Genomic DNA, 16,714 nt, shown 5'->3' with positions numbered 1-16,714 from the left:
AGAGGAGTGCGTGCGTGACGAATCACAAGCTATGGCGCCTGCTGCTCGCAGGCGTGCTGATGGTGGCAGGTATGTGCGTGGGCCATGCGCAAACGGTGTCGCCGCAGCGGTTGCTGGAGGTGGTGGATATCGCCAGCCCCACGCTGTCGCCGGATGGCCGCAGCGTGGCCTTTCGTACCGAGCAGGCATCGGTGCAGCGCAATACCTATGACAGCACCTGGTATGTGCAAGGCCTGCAGGATGCTGCGCCCAGACGTGTGGCCGATGGCGGTGTGCCGTTGCGCGATTCGGCCGGTGGCGCGTTGCCTGCAAAGGTGCTGTGGTCGCCGGATGGCCGCTGGCTGTACTACCGCGCATTACGCGATGGCGTAATCGCGGTGTGGCGCGCGGCGGCGGACGGTTCCGGCGCGCTAGCGGTAACCCACGATCCGGCAGACGTGCAGGATTTCGTGTTGGAGGCGGATGGGCGGGTGCTGCGTTATCGCGTCGGTGCCACGCGCGCGCAGGTGATGGCGGCCGAGCAGGACGAGTATGCGCAGGGCATCCGGATCGACGAGACGGTGCCGCTGGGGCAGGGCCTATTCCGCTCGGGCAAGGTGGAAGGGCGGCTGGCCACGCAGCGCTTCGGTGGGGCGTGGTTCGATCGCACCGGGTTGTCGGCCGAGGTGCCGGAGCACTGGCTGGCGCTGGACCTGGCAACGGCAAGCACACGGCCGCTCGCCGCTGCGCAGGTGCCCGCGGAGGAACCGCCCGTCAGTGCGCTGCGCGGTATCGACGGTGATGCGTGGCAATCCGTGCGTGCGCCGCAGGGCGACGCGGTGGCGGTGCTGTCGCGTGTGGGTGATGGCAACGGCCAGCTATACCGGCCGCAGGTGGCGCTGTCGGTGTTGCCCGGCCCACGTGCACGCAAGGCGCTGCGCTGCACGGCGGCGGCCTGCGTGGGCAAGGCGATCACCGCAATGCAGTGGCGGCCGGGCAGCGCGGAGGTGCTGTTCACCATCACCGATCCTGCGCTGGGCCTGGCGCAATCCATCCAGCGCTGGAATCCGGCCACCGGGCAGGTGCATGCGGTGGTGCAGGGGCGTGGTTTGATCAATGGCGGACGTGATTCCTCCACACACTGCGGTGCGTCGGCCGCTGCGCTGGTGTGCGTGACAGCCGAGGCCGATCGCCCGCCACGTCTGGAACGTATCGGCCTGGAAAATGGCGCGCGGCAGGTGCTGTTCGATCCTAACGCGGAGCTTGCGGCGGACATGGCGCGTGCGAAGCCTGCACGGCTATTGCAGTGGCGTGATGCACAAGGGCGGCAGTACAGCGGCCAGTTCTTTGCGGCACGCGGTGACGGCGCGGGCAAGCTCCCGTTGTTCGTCACCTATTACAGCTGCCCAGGCTTCGTGCGCGGTGGCGTGGGTGACGAGTGGCCGCTGGCCGCGTTGGCGCAGGTGGGGATTTCGGCGTTGTGCATCAACCAGTTGCCTGGCTACACCATGGATGCGCTGGAACGGCACGGCGAGGGGCTGGCGGCAGTGGAAAGTGCGGTGGCGTTGTTGTCAGCGCAGGCTGGCATCGATCCTACGCGCGTGGGCATGGGCGGGCTGAGCTTCGGCGGTGCGGTGACCCTGTGGACGGCCACCGAGTCGAACTTGCTGGCCGCCGCCTCGGTGGCAAACCCGGTGGTGTCGCCGACGTACTACCTGTTTGGCAGCATGAAGGGCGAGCCCTTCTTCAAGGGATTGCGCCAGATGTGGGGCCTGGGCGCACCGGAGCAGACGCCTGAGCGGTGGAAGGCGTTGTCGCCGGCGTTCAAGTTGGACAGGATCCGCGCGCCCATCCTGTTTCAGCATTCCGAGCAGGAGTATCTGTACGCACTGGATTACGTCATTCCGCTGCTGCGTGCGCAACGTGCCGAGCTGTATGTGTTTCCGAACGAGCCGCACCAGAAGTTTCAGCCGCAGCACAAGTTGGCGGTGTATGCGCGCAATGTCGATTGGTTCCGCTTCTGGTTGCAGGATTACCAGGACGCTGCGCCGGAAAAGGCCGCGCAGTACGCGCGCTGGCGTGCAATCAAGGCGGCGCTGCCGGCGCGTGGCGATTAGCGTGCGTGATGCCGTTTGTGCGTGGCACACGTTGCCACGCACACGGCAGGCTTCCACGCAGCGCAGGCAACATCAGCCTTGATGACGGACCCAGTTCTCGACCGCACACAGGTCGAAGATGCGCATGACGCTGTGGTCGCCGTCTGCCACTGTGTGGTCGAAATGGTGGCGTAGGGCATCGGCGTCCAGCAGCCCCTGGCTTTCGAGCCGGCCATGCAGCAGATAATCGCGGATCTGCTGCCCGCCCTGACGATAGACCGCGCCGGAGTAGTTCATGAAGGTGCCTTTGCTGCGGCGGCGCAGGATCTGCGCAGGCAGCACATCAGCAAACGCATCGCGCGCCACCGCGCGATTGCGGCCGCCGTCGATCCACATCCAGCTCGGCACCGTCAGGCAGGCCTCCACCACCGGTTGCGACAGCAGCGGCATGCGCAGGTGCCATGACGCGCTGCGTGCCAACCCATCGCGGAACCTGGGTGCCGGCCAGATCGAAGATGCGTTCGCGGTCGCCGGGCAGGCTGCCGGGCGGGGCATCGAACCAGGGATGCGATTGCAATGGAACCTCAGCCTGCGTGCTTGGTAGAAACGATCGCTCCGGCTTGCGCGGCGGGCCGGCCTTGGCGAGGAGTTTCCTCATCGTCAACCTGCCTGCTTTCCAGAGCGTGCATTGATGCAGCTCGGCAAGCGCATGGATTGCGGTTAAGCCGGCGCGCAGGCCGCCTGCGCGGAAGGCATCTGCGGCAGGCCCGGCGGTTCTGGTGTTGCAGAACACGGTGTCGCCACCACCGCCGGAAAAGAAACTGCTGACGGCGAGCTGCTCGGCGATGGTCTCCTTCAATGCGTTGGAGGCATGCTGTAGAAACCAGGTGCTGGGCGCGACCGCATGGGGCGGCGGTGCGAAATCGACCGGCGCCGCATCGAATCCGAGTGTCCGCACGATCAGCTCGGTGCCCAACAAGTCACTCATCTGCCGGGCATAGTGCCGCTCGTCGGCACCGGGTACCGGCGTAACCAGGTTGCAACACGCCACGCGCGCTGTGGTGTCTTTCAGGCACGCGGCGAGGATGGACGAGTCGAGACCGCCAGAGAGTTCCAGCAGCACAGACGCATCGGTCTGCGCCCAACACGTGACGCTGGAGGCCACCGCCTGACGCACCTGCGCCTGTGCGGCGAACGGGTCGTGCCGGCGCTGCGGTGCTGCGACGAAATCCCAGGGGCTCCAGACCTGTTCGACACTGCTGCGGTTGGACTGGATGCACAACTGGCTGCCCGGCAGCAATTCACGCACGCCGACAAGCCCGGTGCGCTCGGTCTTGAGGTGCGGATAGTGCAGATGATGGGCGATGGAGTCCCAATCGATCTCACGCGTGTACACACCCGCATGCATGGCGATCGAGATGTCTGAAGTGATGAAGCCATGCTGTAGCGCATAGACGCATGCCACGCCACCGGAAGGCTCGCGCATGACGGTGACAGTGCCTGGGTCCTCGTGTGGTGCGTGCAACAGCAGGTACTCGCCCCAGTGCGCATCGATCAGGTGCCGCGTGCGCTGTGCTGCCGACAACGCCTGCAGCGATGCGCCGTCCACCAAGGGGGTGTTGTCGCGCCGCGAAAAGACATGGCCGATCAGTGCGCCGCCACCGGGCATGTCGAGCACGGGCGTGTCGTCTGATGCGTACAGATCGATGCATTCAGTGCGTAGCCGTGGAAGTAACCCGATCTGTCGCAGCGCCTCATCGACAGCGGCGCGGTTGCCATCGCGGTGTGTCTGCGGATGGTTGAGCAAGGCGATGTAGCGGTACATCACACCACCCGGATGGGCGTATGCGCGTGGACGTTTCCAACCGTGTCGTTCAGGACCAGATCGCCCGCCTGCACCCAGCAATGCGCCGAAAACGGATCGAGTGCGACGCCGAAGACAATCCGGGCATCGAGCTGGCGCCTACGTAGGAATCTGGCCAACGCTACCGAATCGAGCAGACAGCGCATTTCGACCGGCACCCACACGCGTGCGTGCCGGAAGACCGATGCCGCATCGGTGAGCCGTTGCTCGAGCCGGGCGACCGAGCTTTGCTGCGCCCGCTCGCGCTGTGCTCCAGCGGAGAGGCTGCCGAGTATCTTGCTGAGCGGAGTGCGCTTCAACGCCAGCCGCGTGGACAGCACGAGCGCCAGCACCTCAAACAGTTCAAACAGCTGTGGTCGTCGCGCTGGTATCGGCGTCTCCATCGCGCTACGCGCAACAGGCATGACGGAAGGCTGCGGGCCGGCGCTGGCTTGCGACCGCTGCACAAGCAGGCCGCGTTCGACAAGGCCGTCGATCTCCGGCTCCGATACCGGGTCTTGCGCCAGGTAGGCGAGCAGGGAGTGTTCTTGTGCACTGGGCAGACGGAAGTAGCGGTCGTTGCCGACATCCAGGAACACCAGGCGCTCGCCAATGCGGCAGAACGACAGGTCGTCGCGCAATGTGTAGCGATGCATGGCGTCATCCTGGAGAGAGAAGGGGCGCACCGTTGGAGTGCGCCCCGTGGCTTGGGAAGTGCTCATCGGCATCTGCAGCCGAATGGCGACTGCCGCGCGTTGGCAGTGCCTAGTCCTGGCTGATGCCCAGGGTGGTGATGCCACCCATTTCTTCGCCTGCCAATGGCCCGCCCTGTGTGTCCAGGCTTGCGACCCCGAGCACGATGAGATCCTGTTCCAACGCCGTGGTGCGAGCGTCGTTGTTGCTGGTATCCATGGTCTCTACTCCTGGTGGGAGAGGCGTGCACATAGGCACGCCTCGGGTTCATTCTTCGGAAATGCCGGGTACATTGAAGCCGCCGATTTCTTCGCCAGCGAGCGGGCCGCCTTTGGTGTCGGTGCTGGCAACGCCAAGCACCGTGATCTCGCTGGATGCATCGCTGTGGGTGGTGTCGTTGCTGTTCATCGCTGTCTCCTGGTTGTGTCATGGGGCTCCATGACATGCACAAGGTAAGAAGCGAGGATTTTGATTTTCAAATGATTACTGCGTTGCACGCCGGTAATTAAATCCGGTCTGTGATCGATGCCCGGAATGACGGCACTTTTCTAGCGCTGCTAAAGGCAGCCAATGCACTATCGCGTGTCGCGGCTACGCTCGTTCAACGTAGCGACAATGCGGGGCACAGCCTGTTTGCGTCGTGCGTGATAAGCCTGCAAGGCCGACTGCAACGCCACGAAGTCGCGTTGTTGCCAGTGATGCTCTAGCGCCACCAGCTCGTCGTCGACCGCGTCGAGCATGCCCTGTTTGGCACGGCGTATTGGCGCCAGCCGGTCGTTGGCCTGTTTGACAGCACGGTGTAGTGACCAGTGGGAAGTGCCGCGCGCGATCGCGTCGAACAGTTTCCAGGTCTGCTTCACCACATCGTCCTGCGTGGTGGTCGATTCCGGCGCTACGATGATGCGTGGCACAGGTGCCATGCCGATATCGCAGGCCATCGACAACAGGCGCTCCATCCAGTCGTAGAGATCGCGCAACGCTACTTCGGTGAGCAACGGCACCTGCAGGCCATAGCGTGCGTGATCGGCAACCAGCCCTTCGCCGACCAGGCGATACAAGGCAAAACGCACCGGGGTAGCGCTGGTATTGAACTCGCCAGCAAGCTTGCCTGGATCGATCCGTTGACCGGGCAGGTAGCGCCCGGATTGCAGCGCACGTCTGACCTGCTCATAGACGAACGCACTCTTGGAATGAATCGCACTCATCGCCGAACTCCTTGTCTGCGTACGATGGCTGGATCGTACATGGAATGCAGAGGTGCACGAGGACGGCCGTGTGCGTTTTTTCAATCCATCGCAGATATAGCATTACAGGCATGGTGCAATATCACTGCACCATGCCATGCAAACGCGCCTGCACCATTGTTCAAATCTAGCTGCGATTAAATTGCGGCTTGTTCACCAATCCGTCGGCGCATAGTCCTTCAAAAACTGCCCCCACACATGCTCGCCGGTGTTGGCGCCGTGGATGATCGGGTCGACGATGCGCGCGGCGCCGTCGACGATGTCCAGTGGCGGGTGGAAGCGTTCTTGCTGCACCTTGAGCGCGGCGATGTCGGCCGGATCTTCATCGGTGACCCAACCGGTGTCGACGCTGTTCATGTGGATGCCGTCGTTTTGATAATCGGCCGCCGAGGTGCGCGTCATCATGTTCAACGCGGCCTTGGCCATGTTGGTATGCGGGTGACGGGTGGTCTTGAAGTTGCGGTAGAACTGGCCTTCCATCGCCGAGACATTGACGATGTGTTTGTCGCGCTCGGGTGTGCGCAGCATCAGCGGTTTGAGGCGCGCGTTGATGATAAAGGGCGCGATGGCGTTGACCAGTTGCGTTTCCAGCAGCTCGACCGACGGCACTTCGGCCATCAGCAGGCGCCAGGAATTGCGGCCGCGCAGATCGACCTGCTGCAGATCCTGATCGAGACGGCCTTCGGGGAACAGATGTTCCTGGCCCACCAGCTCATCGTCCAGCAACGCGACCTGCGACAGCTCGGCGGCGCGGGTGAGGCCATCGGCATCGGCGAGGCCCCTCCCGTGCACGGCCGGCAGCGCGGTGGCCGAGGCTTCGCGCAATAGCTCGGGCGTGCGCAGGCCTTCGTAGTGACCAACGAGCTTTTGTACGGTGTCGGGCAGCGCATCCAGCGCGGCGGTTTCGTTGGCCATCATGTGCGCGTAAAACTGCGGCGGGCGGCGCACGGTCTGGCAGGCATTGTTGATGATGAAGTCGAGCCTTTCGCGCGTGGCCAGCAGCTGGCTGCAGAACGCTTCCACGCTGGGGGTGTGGCGCAGATCCAGGCCGAATACCTGCAGGCGATGGCCCCACTGCGCAAAATCCGGCTCTTCCGCATAACGCGCGGCCGAATCGCGTGGGAAGCGCGTGGTGACGATCAGCTCGGCCCCAGCGCGTAACAACTTCAAGCCAGCCTGATAGCCAATCTTGACCCGCCCGCCGGTGAGCAGTGCCACGCGGCCGCGCAGGTCGGCGGTTTCGGTGCGCTTGAAGTAATTCAGTTCCGCACAGGTCGGGCACATCTGATCGTAGAAGTGGTGCAGCTGGGTGAACTTCTGCTTGCACACGTAGCAATGACGCAGCTCGGGCGAATGCATCGGCTCCGGCGTGGCGGTTGCGTTCTCGCCGTTGTGCGCGTCGTGCAGACCAGCGGCATGTGGCGGGAAGACGTTCGGCGTGCTGAACACTGGCTTGCGCCGCAGTGCACGGATACCGCGTTGTTCGAGCAATGCCTCGGCCTTGCGCACCTTCTCCTGATGCCGTTCGCGCTCGCGTTGCTTGAGCAGCTGCCGCCGCGCCTTCGGCTCGGGGTGATAGACCTTGGCCACCACCTGGTGCAGGCGCACGCGGTCGGCCTCGGGCAGCGCGTCGAGCACGCTGCGGTCGGCCTCGATGGCCTCCAGCAGGTCCAGCGCCACGCGCAGGCGGTCGGTGAGGGGCAGGTCGTCGGCGGGCAGGGGCGGGGCGTTGGTGTTCAAGATGGATCCGAAAAGAGCGGCAGAAAGCGAAGCGAACGCAGCGGGCAGCTGATGGCGGACCGCGATGGACAGCTGGACCAGCGACGCGACGGCCCGGGACCCTGCTGCAGCAGGCCGGAACAGCCGGCTGGCGGCTATTTTCGCCGATCCTGGGGTGTCGACGCCAATGGGGTGCCAGGCCAGACTGCAGTTGTCGACGCAACCGGTGCTGTTAGTGCATCTGGCCGGGTTGGAGCAACTCGCCACGCTGCTTGCGGGCGCCCTGGCGAGCATTGCATTCGTCTGCCAGGGCCGCCTTCGGCAGCGCGTAGGGATTGAGTGCAGCCTGGATGCGGTCGCGTCGAAGAATGGATAATCTTTCGTAACACACCGGAAGGGCATTGACGCCCGACCGTTCAAGGGGACATCGATGAAAAATGTTGTGCTGGCCGCTGCGCTAGCTGGCTTGTTGTGCGCCTGTACCGTCGTCTCGCCCGATCCGGGGCAGCAGGCTGTATTGGTGGACAAACCCATGTTCTTCGGCAAGGGCGGCATCCGCCTGGACGACGTGCGTGATCCTGGCCGGACCTACACCTGGTTGACCACCTCTGCTTCGTATATCGATGTGACGCCGCAAACCGTGCAGGTGGCATTCGATGATTTTTCTTCAAGCGACAACATCTTGTTGGACTTCTCTACCCAGATCCAGTATCGAATCACGGCACCAGCATTGCTGCTGTCCGGTTTCGGGCAGGATTGGTTCAAGAACAATGTCGCCAGCCAGTACGCCTCCATCGTGCGCGATCAGGTCAAGCGCTACGACATGACCAAGATGATGAGCGATCCGGACACCGCCAAAAAGATAGACGACGCGGTCACACAGAACGTGAGTGCGTTGGTCAAGCAACAAGGCCTACCGATCCAGATCCAGAACATCACGCTTGGCCGTACGCGTCCCAATCCGGATGTGTTGCAGCAGATGAATCTCACCGCTGCGCAGCAGCAGCGAGTCAAAACCTTGGTCGAGGCGACGACTGCAGAACGGCAGCGCGAGCAGGAACAGGTCGCCAAGGCGGATGCCGACAACGCCTACCGCAATCGCATGGGGCTGACGCCTGAGCAGTACCTCGCCAGCCAGATCGCCGAGCTCAATGCAGAGGCCTGCAAAAAGGCGCAGGCGTGTTACATGGTGCCGTCCGGCACATCTGTGATCGCTAAATAGCGTGCGGTACTGATAGACGGCAAGCCAACGCGCTTGTTGCCTTGATGTGTGTCTTCGATATTCAACAGCGCTTGGCTTGGTGCATTTGCTCAAGCCAGCAAGGCTACTCACGCACTCTCCAAATCGGGTGAGCTAGGGTTGCTTCTTACTGTTGTTGTGGGAGAAGACACCATGGGCCTGTTGGTCGACGGCAAGTGGCAAGACGGTTGGTACGACACCGACAAGAGCGAGGGGCGTTTCGAACGGTCGCAGTCGCGATTTCGTAACTGGGTGACACGCGATGGCAGTGCGGGTCCGCACGGCGAGGGCGGCTTTCAGGCCGCTCCTGGGCGCTACCACCTGTATGTGTCGCTGGCCTGCCCTTGGGCGCATCGCACGCTGATCTTTCGTCGGCTGAAAGGCTTGGAGTCGATGATCGACGTCTCCGTTGTGCATTGGCTGATGGGCAAGCAAGGCTGGACCTTCGCGCAGGGCCCGGGTGTGGTGGGCGATGCGATCCATCATGCGCAGCATCTGTACGAGGTCTATCTCAAAGCCGATCCTCACTACTCAGGGCGCGTGACCGTGCCGGTGTTGTGGGACCGCGAGCGCAATACGGTGGTCAGTAACGAGTCTGCCGACATCATCCGCATGTTCAACAGCGCGTTCGACGACGTTGGCGCTGCAGACGGCGACTTCTATCCCGAGCCGTTGCGCGAGCAGATCGATGCAGTCAATGCGCGCGTGTACGACAGCGTCAACAATGGCGTGTACAAGGCGGGCTTTGCGACCACGCAGGCTGCGTACGAAGAGGCGGTGGTGCCGTTGTTCGAGACATTGGATCGGCTTGAGACGCGGTTGAGCCAGCAACGCTATCTGTGCGGCGACCAACTGACCGAAGCAGACTGGCGCCTGTTCACCACGCTGATCCGTTTCGATGCGGTGTATGTGGGGCACTTCAAATGCAATTTTCGGCGCATTGCCGACTATCCGCAGTTGTCCGGCTTTCTACGCGAGCTTTACCAGCTGCCCGGTATCGCAGATACCGTCAATTTCCAGCACATCAAAAATCACTACTATCAGAGCCACGACATGATCAATCCCACCGGCATCGTTCCGGTGGGGCCGGTGCTGGATCTGGACGCGCCGCATGGGCGAGGTGGTTGAGCGGTGCTGTCTACGTGTAGCGTTGGTTTCACCAATAAACGATCATTCAACGTGGTAAGCGCCACGACAGGCGCGCAATCTCGCTGACCAGCCTTCGCATATGCAACCGACATCAGACAAGGATCCGTCGTTTTTCCAGTTGCTGCTTCGGCTTCTCGCTGATGTGTTCCGCTTGGCCCTGCCTTTTGTCATTCCCTTCTTGCTGCCGTTTGGGCTTTTATGGGTCTACCTGGTCGTTGCCCTGCTGGTTCAGTGGATAGAGGACAAGCTGCGCGGCGAAGTGGAGGTGACGTGGATCTGGTGGCTGGGTGCGTGCGTTGGCGTCAGCGTTGCCCTGGGCCAGCGCGCCGACGCGATGGTCAGCGGTGTCTTGATCGGCAGTGGATCTTTTGCCGCGCTGCTGCTGGTAGGTAGGGCGTGGCAAAAGATCGCCGGTCTGACAATCGCTCGCGACGAGCCTGGTCCGACGCTGACGCTGACACGTATCGACGGTGTGGAAAGACCGCGCAGCAGGGGATGGATGGATGCTGCGCCGACGACACCGGAAGGCGAGCCTCTGCGCATCATCGGCTGCCATGAGCCTCGCAACAGCGCGCCCTTGCAGTACGACTATCTGTTTCCCGACGGGAGTGTCGTGTTGGGAGTGGGAACGTCTACCGCCTACTCCCCAGATGGCCGTTACTTCATCTCGCCGATGCCGACCACCGGCCAGTGGGGGCTGCTGATCTACGATCGTCATGCCCAACGTGTCTATCGTTGCAACAAGGTCGAAACCTTTGTCGAACTCCATGCTGTGACGCAAACGCACGTCAACGGCTGGGGCAGCCGAATTGAGAAAAACGGCCGCATGCTCTCCGCAAGCATCGCGGAGTTGATTGCACATTCGAACGCGGAACCCATGGTCGAGATTGCCGACCTCAGGCTTCCAGAAAGCTATCTGGAGCATGCCAGGCATAGGCAGAATGCGCAGCGTCCACCTATGCCAGAGGGCGGGCCCACGCTTGAACTGGTTGCCTATCTCCCCGAGAGTTTGATGGCACTGGCAGACCCGCTCGAACCACTGTTGGCGCCATGGCTGGAGCTGATCGTCGATCATCAACCCAGTGGATTGCTCGTTCCTCAGCATCAGCCCAACGTGCTTTGGCACGACGATACAAACACTCTTGTGTGTCTTGCCAAGCGTAAGGGGAGTGACGAGGCACCCACGTCCTGGTCATGGAGCGCACAGCGGGGATGGAGCGCGATGCCTGAAGCGTCTTATCCGATTTAGAGCGGCCAACAAAACTACGGCGCGGCCGTCAGGCGGGCGCGGCCGGTGCTCGGAATCGGCATGTACCACTCGTACACTCCGGTTCCTGCGCGCCGTCCGCACCCACCTGACGGCCGCTCGCTACGTTTTGTTGGCCACTCTTCACCAAGGCCAGCCGCGCCAGTGCGATCACTGACGCGGTTTGCGCGGAGAGCGGTTAAATAGATGACGTACCTGGGCAGTTGGGCGCAGCGCTAGCGCTTTGCCGCATCGCGCACGATCAACGTTGCCGCACCCACCGAGATGGCGTCTTCCACCATGCCGGTGCTGGTCTGGCCATAACGTTCGATTGCACGCATGCGCACGTTGAAGGTGAGATAGGCAGCCGCAACCGCGGTGGTGGCACCGAGCAGTGCCGCGATTCCGCGTTGCTCGCGTGGTGCCAGCGCCGTGCCGACAATCACGCCGGTGGCGATGCGGGCAATCATGCCGGGCAGCACGATACGGTCGGGCGCGGTCTTCATCTTGTCGCCAGCCAGCTCGCCGCCTGCAAGCGCGAGCATGCCGGCCGATGCGAGCGGATTGGCCAGTAGCGTCGGTGCGCCGTTGTTGGCGGGGAGTTTGCCGGTGCGGGCCGCATTGGCGACCGCCGCCAGTGGCGTCATCGAGCGCATGCCTGCGACGGCGCCCATCAGGATCGAATGGATCAGGGACATGTGGACCTCTGCGGTGACGCGCCTTCGGTGATGCAGGTGGGGCCCTGCAGCAAGCGCTGACGTGGTGGTGGCGCAAAGCCTATGACGTCACATGTGTGCGAGATGGCAAGGTGGTGCCTGCAATGTGCAGGCTCCTGGGCAGAGCATGCGGTGCTGATCATGACGTCACGCGATGCGTGGGTTTCCGCGGACGCGTCAGACTGTGTGATCAGACCGATAGGAACACATTCGGGTCTTGAGCCTGTTGACGGTGACCGCGACTGACGGCGGTCGTACCGCCAGTCGGTGAGCAAGGCGGCGTGGTGGGCGCATTCTGCGCTTACGGTTGCTTTGCAAGCTTGCCCGCACGCCACGCCATCCACAGGACCGTGACGCCCACGGCAAGGCACACCAGCACGCCCGGCAGCGATGCTTCCGGGCCGAAGGGGCCGCCGGTGAGCCATTCGGCGATGCCAGGGCGAGCGGTGCTACGGGCAATCGCCGGACCCATGTCGGTGCCCGACACGGCTGCACCGAAGACGTAGCCTTGAGTGAAATTCCAGGCGATATGCACGCCGATCGACATCCAGACTCGCCCGGTCAAGGCGTAGAACGCGCCCAGCAGGATGCCGGCCTCCAGCGCGATGCAGATCGCAGCAAAGACCGTGGCGTGCGGGTTGGCGATATGGCCGAAGCCGAATAGCGCGGCAGACGCGGCGAAGGCGATCCAGGGACCGAACGCACGCCAGACCAGCCGCAGGAAAATCGCGCGGAACAGCAACTCTTCGATCACGCCCGCCTGCAAGGCCTTGCGGACTGCCGTCCATGCCGGCGCCATGCCCAGCGCCTGGATGTCGTACAGCCCGAATACCGCCATGATGCCCATGACCGTGGCGAACATGGCCGCACCGATCAGCAGGCCGGCGATCACCTGGGGCAGCATCGGTCGCACGGCCAGCTCGCTGGCGCGCCGTCCTTCGGCCAGGCGCACCGCAAGCACATAGACACCCAGCCCGACCGCGATACCGACAAGGCTGGCGAGCAGTTGCAGGGGGCCGGAGTCCTTGGGGAACAGACCGCCGACAAACCTGCCGGCCATGGGCGCCAATGTGGCAACCACGACAAGCAACGCCACTGCCCAGCCAATCGCGCGGAGCCAGCGCAGGCGCCCGGGGTGCAGAAACTTGCGATCACCCAGTTCGATCTGGTGCGTCGTGGGTCCATTCCCGGTGAAGGAACGTCCGGCAACCGGTTGCAGTGGTGCGTGCATGTACGACTCCATGTGGTGTGGTTGCTAGAGAGTGGGTGGGCGGGGCAGGGCGGCGGCTGCCGTGGCAATGCGTGCCGAAAACGGGCGTTGATGCAAGGCGGCGATCGCTTCGCCGAGGATGCTGGAGAGTGGAACCGACAGCTCTGCATCGAGCTGCGCGGCTGCGGCATTTGTCGCGGCCCATTGCCGTTGCAATGCGGGGATCATCTTCCTGGCCTTGGGTGTCAGCACCACGATGCGTTCGCGCGCGTCGGCGCCCGGTTTCAGGTGGGTGAGACGCTGCTTGGTCATCTGGGCCACGGTCTGACTTGCGGCCGAGTGACTGATGCCGATCTCCTGTGCAAGCACCTTGATGGGTGCAGGGCCTACACGGAGAAGTGCCCGCAACACAGGGGTATAGCGTGGTCGCCAGGTCAGCCCTGCGGCCGCGTACACCTCTTCCAGCTCACCATCGAGTTGCTCGATGAGGTGCCGGACAAGGGTGCCTAGCGTTGGCGTGGGTGTGCGCATTGGCAAAATGTATAAGCGCTGTCGTATTTCCGCCATGTGCCAGAAGTAGGGGGGTGGGGCGCGCTGCAGAGCACCTCACGCACGCGTGCGCGCAAGCGCCGCACCATGGCCTGCGCATCGGTGACCATGTCGTAGTTGTGGTGGTAACGCCGTTGCTCGTACTCGCCCACAGACAGATGGACCTGCGCGAGCAGATCCTCACGGTTGACTGCAGATGCCGCTTCCAACCTCGTCATTACGCAATACGGCGGGCTGCCGATGCGGTAGGCGCTCTGTAGAATGCAGTTGCCAGCGGGCGCCGCCGCCGCCATCGCGTCGCGGCAATCCTTGTCCGTCTGGAGTCTTGCATGCGTGCTTCTTCTGCGTTGTCGCCGATGGGTCGGCTGTTTGCCGTGGCTGCGTTCTTCGAGGGGCTGACCTGGGCCGGGTTGCTGCTCGGTATGTTGCTCAAGTACGGCACCCACACCACCGAGGTTGTGGTGTGGCTGTTCGGGCGCCTGCATGGCGCCGCGTTCCTGTTCTATGTGGCGGTCAGCGTGCTTGCCGCATTGCGTCTGCGTTGGCCTTGGTGGGCATGGGCACTGAGCTTGCTGGCCGCGTTGCCGCCGTTGGTGACGGTGCCGTTGGAGATGTGGTTCCGGCGTATCGGTTTATTGGGTCAACGGACACGCCGCGGTGGCTGAGCGCATCAAGGCAAGCTAGGCACTGCGGAGAATGCCGTGCATGGCACGCGGCATGTCGCTACGCAACGCCTCCGATGTCACGCCAGACCATGGACTCCGCAAACGGCCTTTGCCACCATAGGCCGACCAAGGAAGAAGCGGAGTGCAGCAATGCGTTATTGGACGATGGTGGCGACTGCCGCGCTGGCAGGCTTGATGGCGGTGCCGGTGCACGCGCAAACCCCGCAGGAAGCGCTGGATCTGACGCCGTATCTCAGGAACGACCAGTTCGAGCGCATCAAGATTTCGCCCTCGGGCGCGTATTACGCCATCACCATGCCGTTGGAAGATCGCACCGTGTTGGGTGTGGTGCGGCGCGAAGACAAAGTGGCCACGGCCAAGGTGACCGGCGGCGCCAATAGCGTGGTGGACGATTTCTGGTGGGCCAACGACGACCGCATTGTGGTGTCGATGGCGCAGCGGCTGGGCTCGCGCGATGAGCCGATGGCCATCGGCCAATTGCATGCGATCGATGCCGACGGCAAGAACGGGCGGCTATTGGCCAGCCCCTACGGCACCAACGATGAGATCAACGGTGCGCAGTTGAAGATGGACCTGGATCCGGGCACCTTCATGCTGGACACCTTGCCGGGCGATCCACGCAACATCCTGGTGTCGTCGATTCCGTTCGTCGGCGACCCGAACATCCGCATCGACAAGCTGGACATCTACACGCGCCGACGCAGCACGGTAGCCACTTCACCGGTGCGCCGGGCCAGCTTCGTCACCGACCGGCAGGGGCGTATCCGGTTTGCGCACGGGGCGGATGTGGAAAACGCCAGCAAGCTGTATTACCGCGACAACGACCAAGCGCCGTGGAAGTTGATCAACGACTCGGCCACCAGCCACCATCGCGAATTTCCGCTTGGCTTTTCTGCCGATGGCACGCAGGCCTATCTGGAAGTGGAGCAGGCCACCGGCACCGACGTGGTGGTGGCGTGGGACCCGGCCACCGGCAAGTCGACGCCGCTGTTGCACGACGACACCGTCGACCCGTACCGGATTTTGCAGGATCTGGACGGCACCACGCCGATCGGTGTGAGCTACATGAGCGATCGGGTACGCAACCGCTTCTTCGATGAGAAAGCGCCGACTGCGCGGTTGTACCGCAGTCTGGAAAAAGCCTTCGGCGACAACGCGGTGTACATCACCTCGGCCACCAGCGATGGCCGCTTCGTGCTCGCCTATGTGTGGAGCGATCGCAATAACGGCGATTACTATCTGTTCGATACGGTGAGCAAGCGTGCGGACCGTGTGTTCAGCCGCCGCGAATGGTTTCCGCCGGATGGTGTTCCGGCCAGCAAACAGGTGAGTTTCAAGGCGCGCGATGGTCTGCAGCTGCATGGCTATCTGACCCAGCCGTTGAACGCCGAGCCCGGCAAGCCGTTGCCGCTGATCGTGATGCCGCACGGTGGGCCGTTCGGTATCTTCGACAAATGGGCGTTCGATGACGAGACCCAGCTGCTGACTGCGGCCGGCTATGCGGTGCTGCGCGTCAACTATCGCGGTTCGGCCAATTACGGGCGTGCGTTCACGCAGGCCGGCGCCAAGGAATGGGGCGGGCGCATGCAGGACGACCTCACCGACGCCACGCATTGGGCGATCACGCAGGGCGTGGCCGATGCATCGCGCATCTGCATGTACGGCGCCAGCTATGGCGGCTATGCGGCGTTGATGGGCGTGGCCAGGGAGCCAGGCTTGTACCGCTGTGCTGCCGGCTACGTCGGCGTGTATGACCTGGACATCCTGGCGCGCGACAACTCTAGTCGCGCGCGCTGGGCCAAGAACTGGACGGGCGATTGGCTGGGCGCACGCGAGACCTTGGCTGCACGCTCGCCGGTGACCTTGGCGCGCCAGATCAAGGTGCCGGTGTTTCTGGCTGCAGGCGGCAAGGACGAGCGAGCGCCGGTGGCACATACCGAACGCATGGAGCGCGCATTGAAAGTGGCCGGTGTGCCGGTGGAGTCCCTGTATTTTCCCAACGAAGGCCATGGCTTCTATACCGAAGCGCATCGGCGTGAGTACTACACGCGCTTGCTGGCGTTCTTGAACAAGCAATTGGGCGGCCGCACGGCGAAGTAAGGGCTTGGTGGCTGCATCCGGTTTTGTCCGGATGCAACGTGTGGCCGAGCAGCGTAGTGGTGGCGCGGGATGTTCAGGCGCCGGACAACGCTGTGCCTGGTTGGCAATGTCGCCTGATATGCCTTGCGTATTTATCGGTAAGGCATCGCGGCCAGGGCCGCTCCTACACGACAGGGTGCCTGCGTCAGCGTGCGCAGGTCGCCGGCGCCTGGTGCGGCGTCGGCGACCGTGCTGCCTGTGCGCC

General features: G+C 63.3%; 15 protein-coding genes, 1 other RNA gene and 1 pseudogene. 8 read left to right on the top strand and 9 right to left on the bottom strand.

Annotated elements, in window-relative coordinates; all coding sequences use genetic code 11:
* Window positions 1–14: 14 nt before the first annotated feature.
* A complete protein-coding gene (locus FFY45_RS13380) occupies window positions 15–2,096 on the top strand; it encodes an Atxe2 family lasso peptide isopeptidase (RefSeq protein WP_343204105.1) in 2,082 nt (693 codons plus the stop codon).
* A gap of 72 nt (window positions 2,097–2,168) precedes the next feature.
* Here FFY45_RS13380 and FFY45_RS13375 read toward each other — a convergent pair.
* From FFY45_RS13375 to FFY45_RS13350, 6 genes and pseudogenes are all read right to left on the bottom strand, one after another.
* Window positions 2,169–3,900 (bottom strand): annotated as a pseudogene (locus tag FFY45_RS13375) (lasso peptide isopeptide bond-forming cyclase).
* Entirely contained in the window at window positions 3,900–4,574 is a 675-nt protein-coding gene (locus FFY45_RS13370; protein WP_176340800.1) for a lasso peptide biosynthesis B2 protein, read from the bottom strand. Before FFY45_RS13370 ends, FFY45_RS13375 begins: the two are co-directional and overlap by 1 nt.
* 109 nt (window positions 4,575–4,683) lie before the next feature.
* On the bottom strand, window positions 4,684–4,830 hold the full coding sequence (locus tag FFY45_RS13365) for a benenodin family lasso peptide (protein WP_176340799.1): 147 nt from the start codon (window positions 4,828–4,830) through the stop codon (window positions 4,684–4,686).
* Window positions 4,831–4,878: 48 nt separating this feature from the next.
* A complete protein-coding gene (locus FFY45_RS13360; RefSeq protein WP_023905249.1) occupies window positions 4,879–5,019 on the bottom strand; it encodes a lasso peptide xanthomonin 1 in 141 nt (46 codons plus the stop codon).
* A 167-nt stretch (window positions 5,020–5,186) separates the two neighbouring features.
* Window positions 5,187–5,816, bottom strand: coding sequence for a GntR family transcriptional regulator (locus FFY45_RS13355; RefSeq protein ID WP_176340798.1), 630 nt, complete (start codon window positions 5,814–5,816; stop codon window positions 5,187–5,189).
* A 192-nt stretch (window positions 5,817–6,008) separates the two neighbouring features.
* Window positions 6,009–7,595, bottom strand: coding sequence for an SDR family NAD(P)-dependent oxidoreductase (locus FFY45_RS13350; RefSeq protein WP_176340797.1), 1,587 nt, complete (start codon window positions 7,593–7,595; stop codon window positions 6,009–6,011).
* 64 nt (window positions 7,596–7,659) lie between these two features.
* Between FFY45_RS13350 and FFY45_RS13345 the strand changes: the two genes are divergently transcribed.
* From FFY45_RS13345 to FFY45_RS13325, 5 genes are all read left to right on the top strand, one after another.
* Window positions 7,660–7,950, top strand: a complete 291-nt coding sequence (locus FFY45_RS13345; RefSeq protein ID WP_176340796.1) for a hypothetical protein — start codon at window positions 7,660–7,662, stop codon at window positions 7,948–7,950.
* A gap of 66 nt (window positions 7,951–8,016) precedes the next feature.
* A complete protein-coding gene (locus FFY45_RS13340) occupies window positions 8,017–8,796 on the top strand; it encodes an SPFH domain-containing protein (RefSeq protein ID WP_176340868.1) in 780 nt (259 codons plus the stop codon).
* Between the two features lie 171 nt (window positions 8,797–8,967).
* Window positions 8,968–9,942, top strand: coding sequence for a glutathione S-transferase family protein (locus tag FFY45_RS13335; protein WP_176340795.1), 975 nt, complete (start codon window positions 8,968–8,970; stop codon window positions 9,940–9,942).
* Between the two features lie 100 nt (window positions 9,943–10,042).
* A complete protein-coding gene (locus FFY45_RS22180; protein WP_255171963.1) occupies window positions 10,043–11,212 on the top strand; it encodes a hypothetical protein in 1,170 nt (389 codons plus the stop codon).
* Between the two features lie 60 nt (window positions 11,213–11,272).
* Window positions 11,273–11,348, top strand: a non-coding RNA gene (locus FFY45_RS13325) — sX9 sRNA.
* A gap of 97 nt (window positions 11,349–11,445) precedes the next feature.
* On the opposite strand, the gene FFY45_RS13320 is transcribed toward FFY45_RS13325, so the two are convergent.
* The 3 genes from FFY45_RS13320 to FFY45_RS13310 all read right to left on the bottom strand — a co-directional run bounded on the left by FFY45_RS13320 (window position 11,446) and on the right by FFY45_RS13310 (window position 13,666).
* Entirely contained in the window at window positions 11,446–11,907 is a 462-nt protein-coding gene (locus FFY45_RS13320; protein ID WP_176340794.1) for a DUF4126 family protein, read from the bottom strand.
* Window positions 11,908–12,226: 319 nt separating this feature from the next.
* Window positions 12,227–13,168, bottom strand: coding sequence for a CPBP family intramembrane glutamic endopeptidase (locus tag FFY45_RS13315; protein WP_176340793.1), 942 nt, complete (start codon window positions 13,166–13,168; stop codon window positions 12,227–12,229).
* Window positions 13,169–13,180: 12 nt separating this feature from the next.
* Window positions 13,181–13,666, bottom strand: a complete 486-nt coding sequence (locus tag FFY45_RS13310; RefSeq protein WP_176340792.1) for a MarR family winged helix-turn-helix transcriptional regulator — start codon at window positions 13,664–13,666, stop codon at window positions 13,181–13,183.
* A gap of 347 nt (window positions 13,667–14,013) precedes the next feature.
* Here FFY45_RS13310 and FFY45_RS13305 point away from each other — a divergent pair, with 347 nt between their 5' ends.
* Together FFY45_RS13305 and FFY45_RS13300 are read left to right on the top strand one after the other, a co-directional pair.
* Complete coding sequence (locus FFY45_RS13305; protein ID WP_043910434.1) at window positions 14,014–14,349, top strand: DUF3817 domain-containing protein; 336 nt, start codon at window positions 14,014–14,016, stop codon at window positions 14,347–14,349.
* Between the two features lie 150 nt (window positions 14,350–14,499).
* On the top strand, window positions 14,500–16,470 hold the full coding sequence (locus tag FFY45_RS13300) for an alpha/beta hydrolase family protein (RefSeq protein ID WP_255171961.1): 1,971 nt from the start codon (window positions 14,500–14,502) through the stop codon (window positions 16,468–16,470).
* Window positions 16,471–16,714: the final 244 nt, after the last annotated feature.

Origin of the sequence: Xanthomonas hortorum (genome assembly GCF_011305375.1) — a bacterium.
In the GTDB taxonomy this organism is placed as follows: Bacteria; Pseudomonadota; Gammaproteobacteria; order Xanthomonadales; family Xanthomonadaceae; genus Xanthomonas; species Xanthomonas hortorum_E.
Note: the sequence above shows the minus strand (reverse complement) of the source record. Positions and strands in the feature narration are given on the sequence as shown.

Excerpts from the sequence above, each read along its gene's own strand:
- FFY45_RS13365 (WP_176340799.1), bottom strand. The coding sequence starts at position 4,830 with ATGGATACCAGCAACAACGACGCTCGCACCACGGCGTTGGAACAGGAT.
- FFY45_RS13345 (WP_176340796.1), top strand. The coding sequence starts at position 7,660 with ATGGACAGCTGGACCAGCGACGCGACGGCCCGGGACCCTGCTGCAGCA.
- FFY45_RS13370 (WP_176340800.1), bottom strand. The coding sequence starts at position 4,574 with ATGCATCGCTACACATTGCGCGACGACCTGTCGTTCTGCCGCATTGGC.
- FFY45_RS13335 (WP_176340795.1), top strand. The coding sequence starts at position 8,968 with ATGGGCCTGTTGGTCGACGGCAAGTGGCAAGACGGTTGGTACGACACC.
- FFY45_RS13320 (WP_176340794.1), bottom strand. The coding sequence starts at position 11,907 with ATGTCCCTGATCCATTCGATCCTGATGGGCGCCGTCGCAGGCATGCGC.
- FFY45_RS13315 (WP_176340793.1), bottom strand. The coding sequence starts at position 13,168 with ATGGAGTCGTACATGCACGCACCACTGCAACCGGTTGCCGGACGTTCC.
- FFY45_RS22180 (WP_255171963.1), top strand. The coding sequence starts at position 10,043 with ATGCAACCGACATCAGACAAGGATCCGTCGTTTTTCCAGTTGCTGCTT.
- FFY45_RS13310 (WP_176340792.1), bottom strand. The coding sequence starts at position 13,666 with ATGCGCACACCCACGCCAACGCTAGGCACCCTTGTCCGGCACCTCATC.
- FFY45_RS13300 (WP_255171961.1), top strand. The coding sequence starts at position 14,500 with ATGCGTTATTGGACGATGGTGGCGACTGCCGCGCTGGCAGGCTTGATG.
- FFY45_RS13360 (WP_023905249.1), bottom strand. The coding sequence starts at position 5,019 with ATGAACAGCAACGACACCACCCACAGCGATGCATCCAGCGAGATCACG.
- FFY45_RS13305 (WP_043910434.1), top strand. The coding sequence starts at position 14,014 with ATGCGTGCTTCTTCTGCGTTGTCGCCGATGGGTCGGCTGTTTGCCGTG.
- FFY45_RS13355 (WP_176340798.1), bottom strand. The coding sequence starts at position 5,816 with ATGAGTGCGATTCATTCCAAGAGTGCGTTCGTCTATGAGCAGGTCAGA.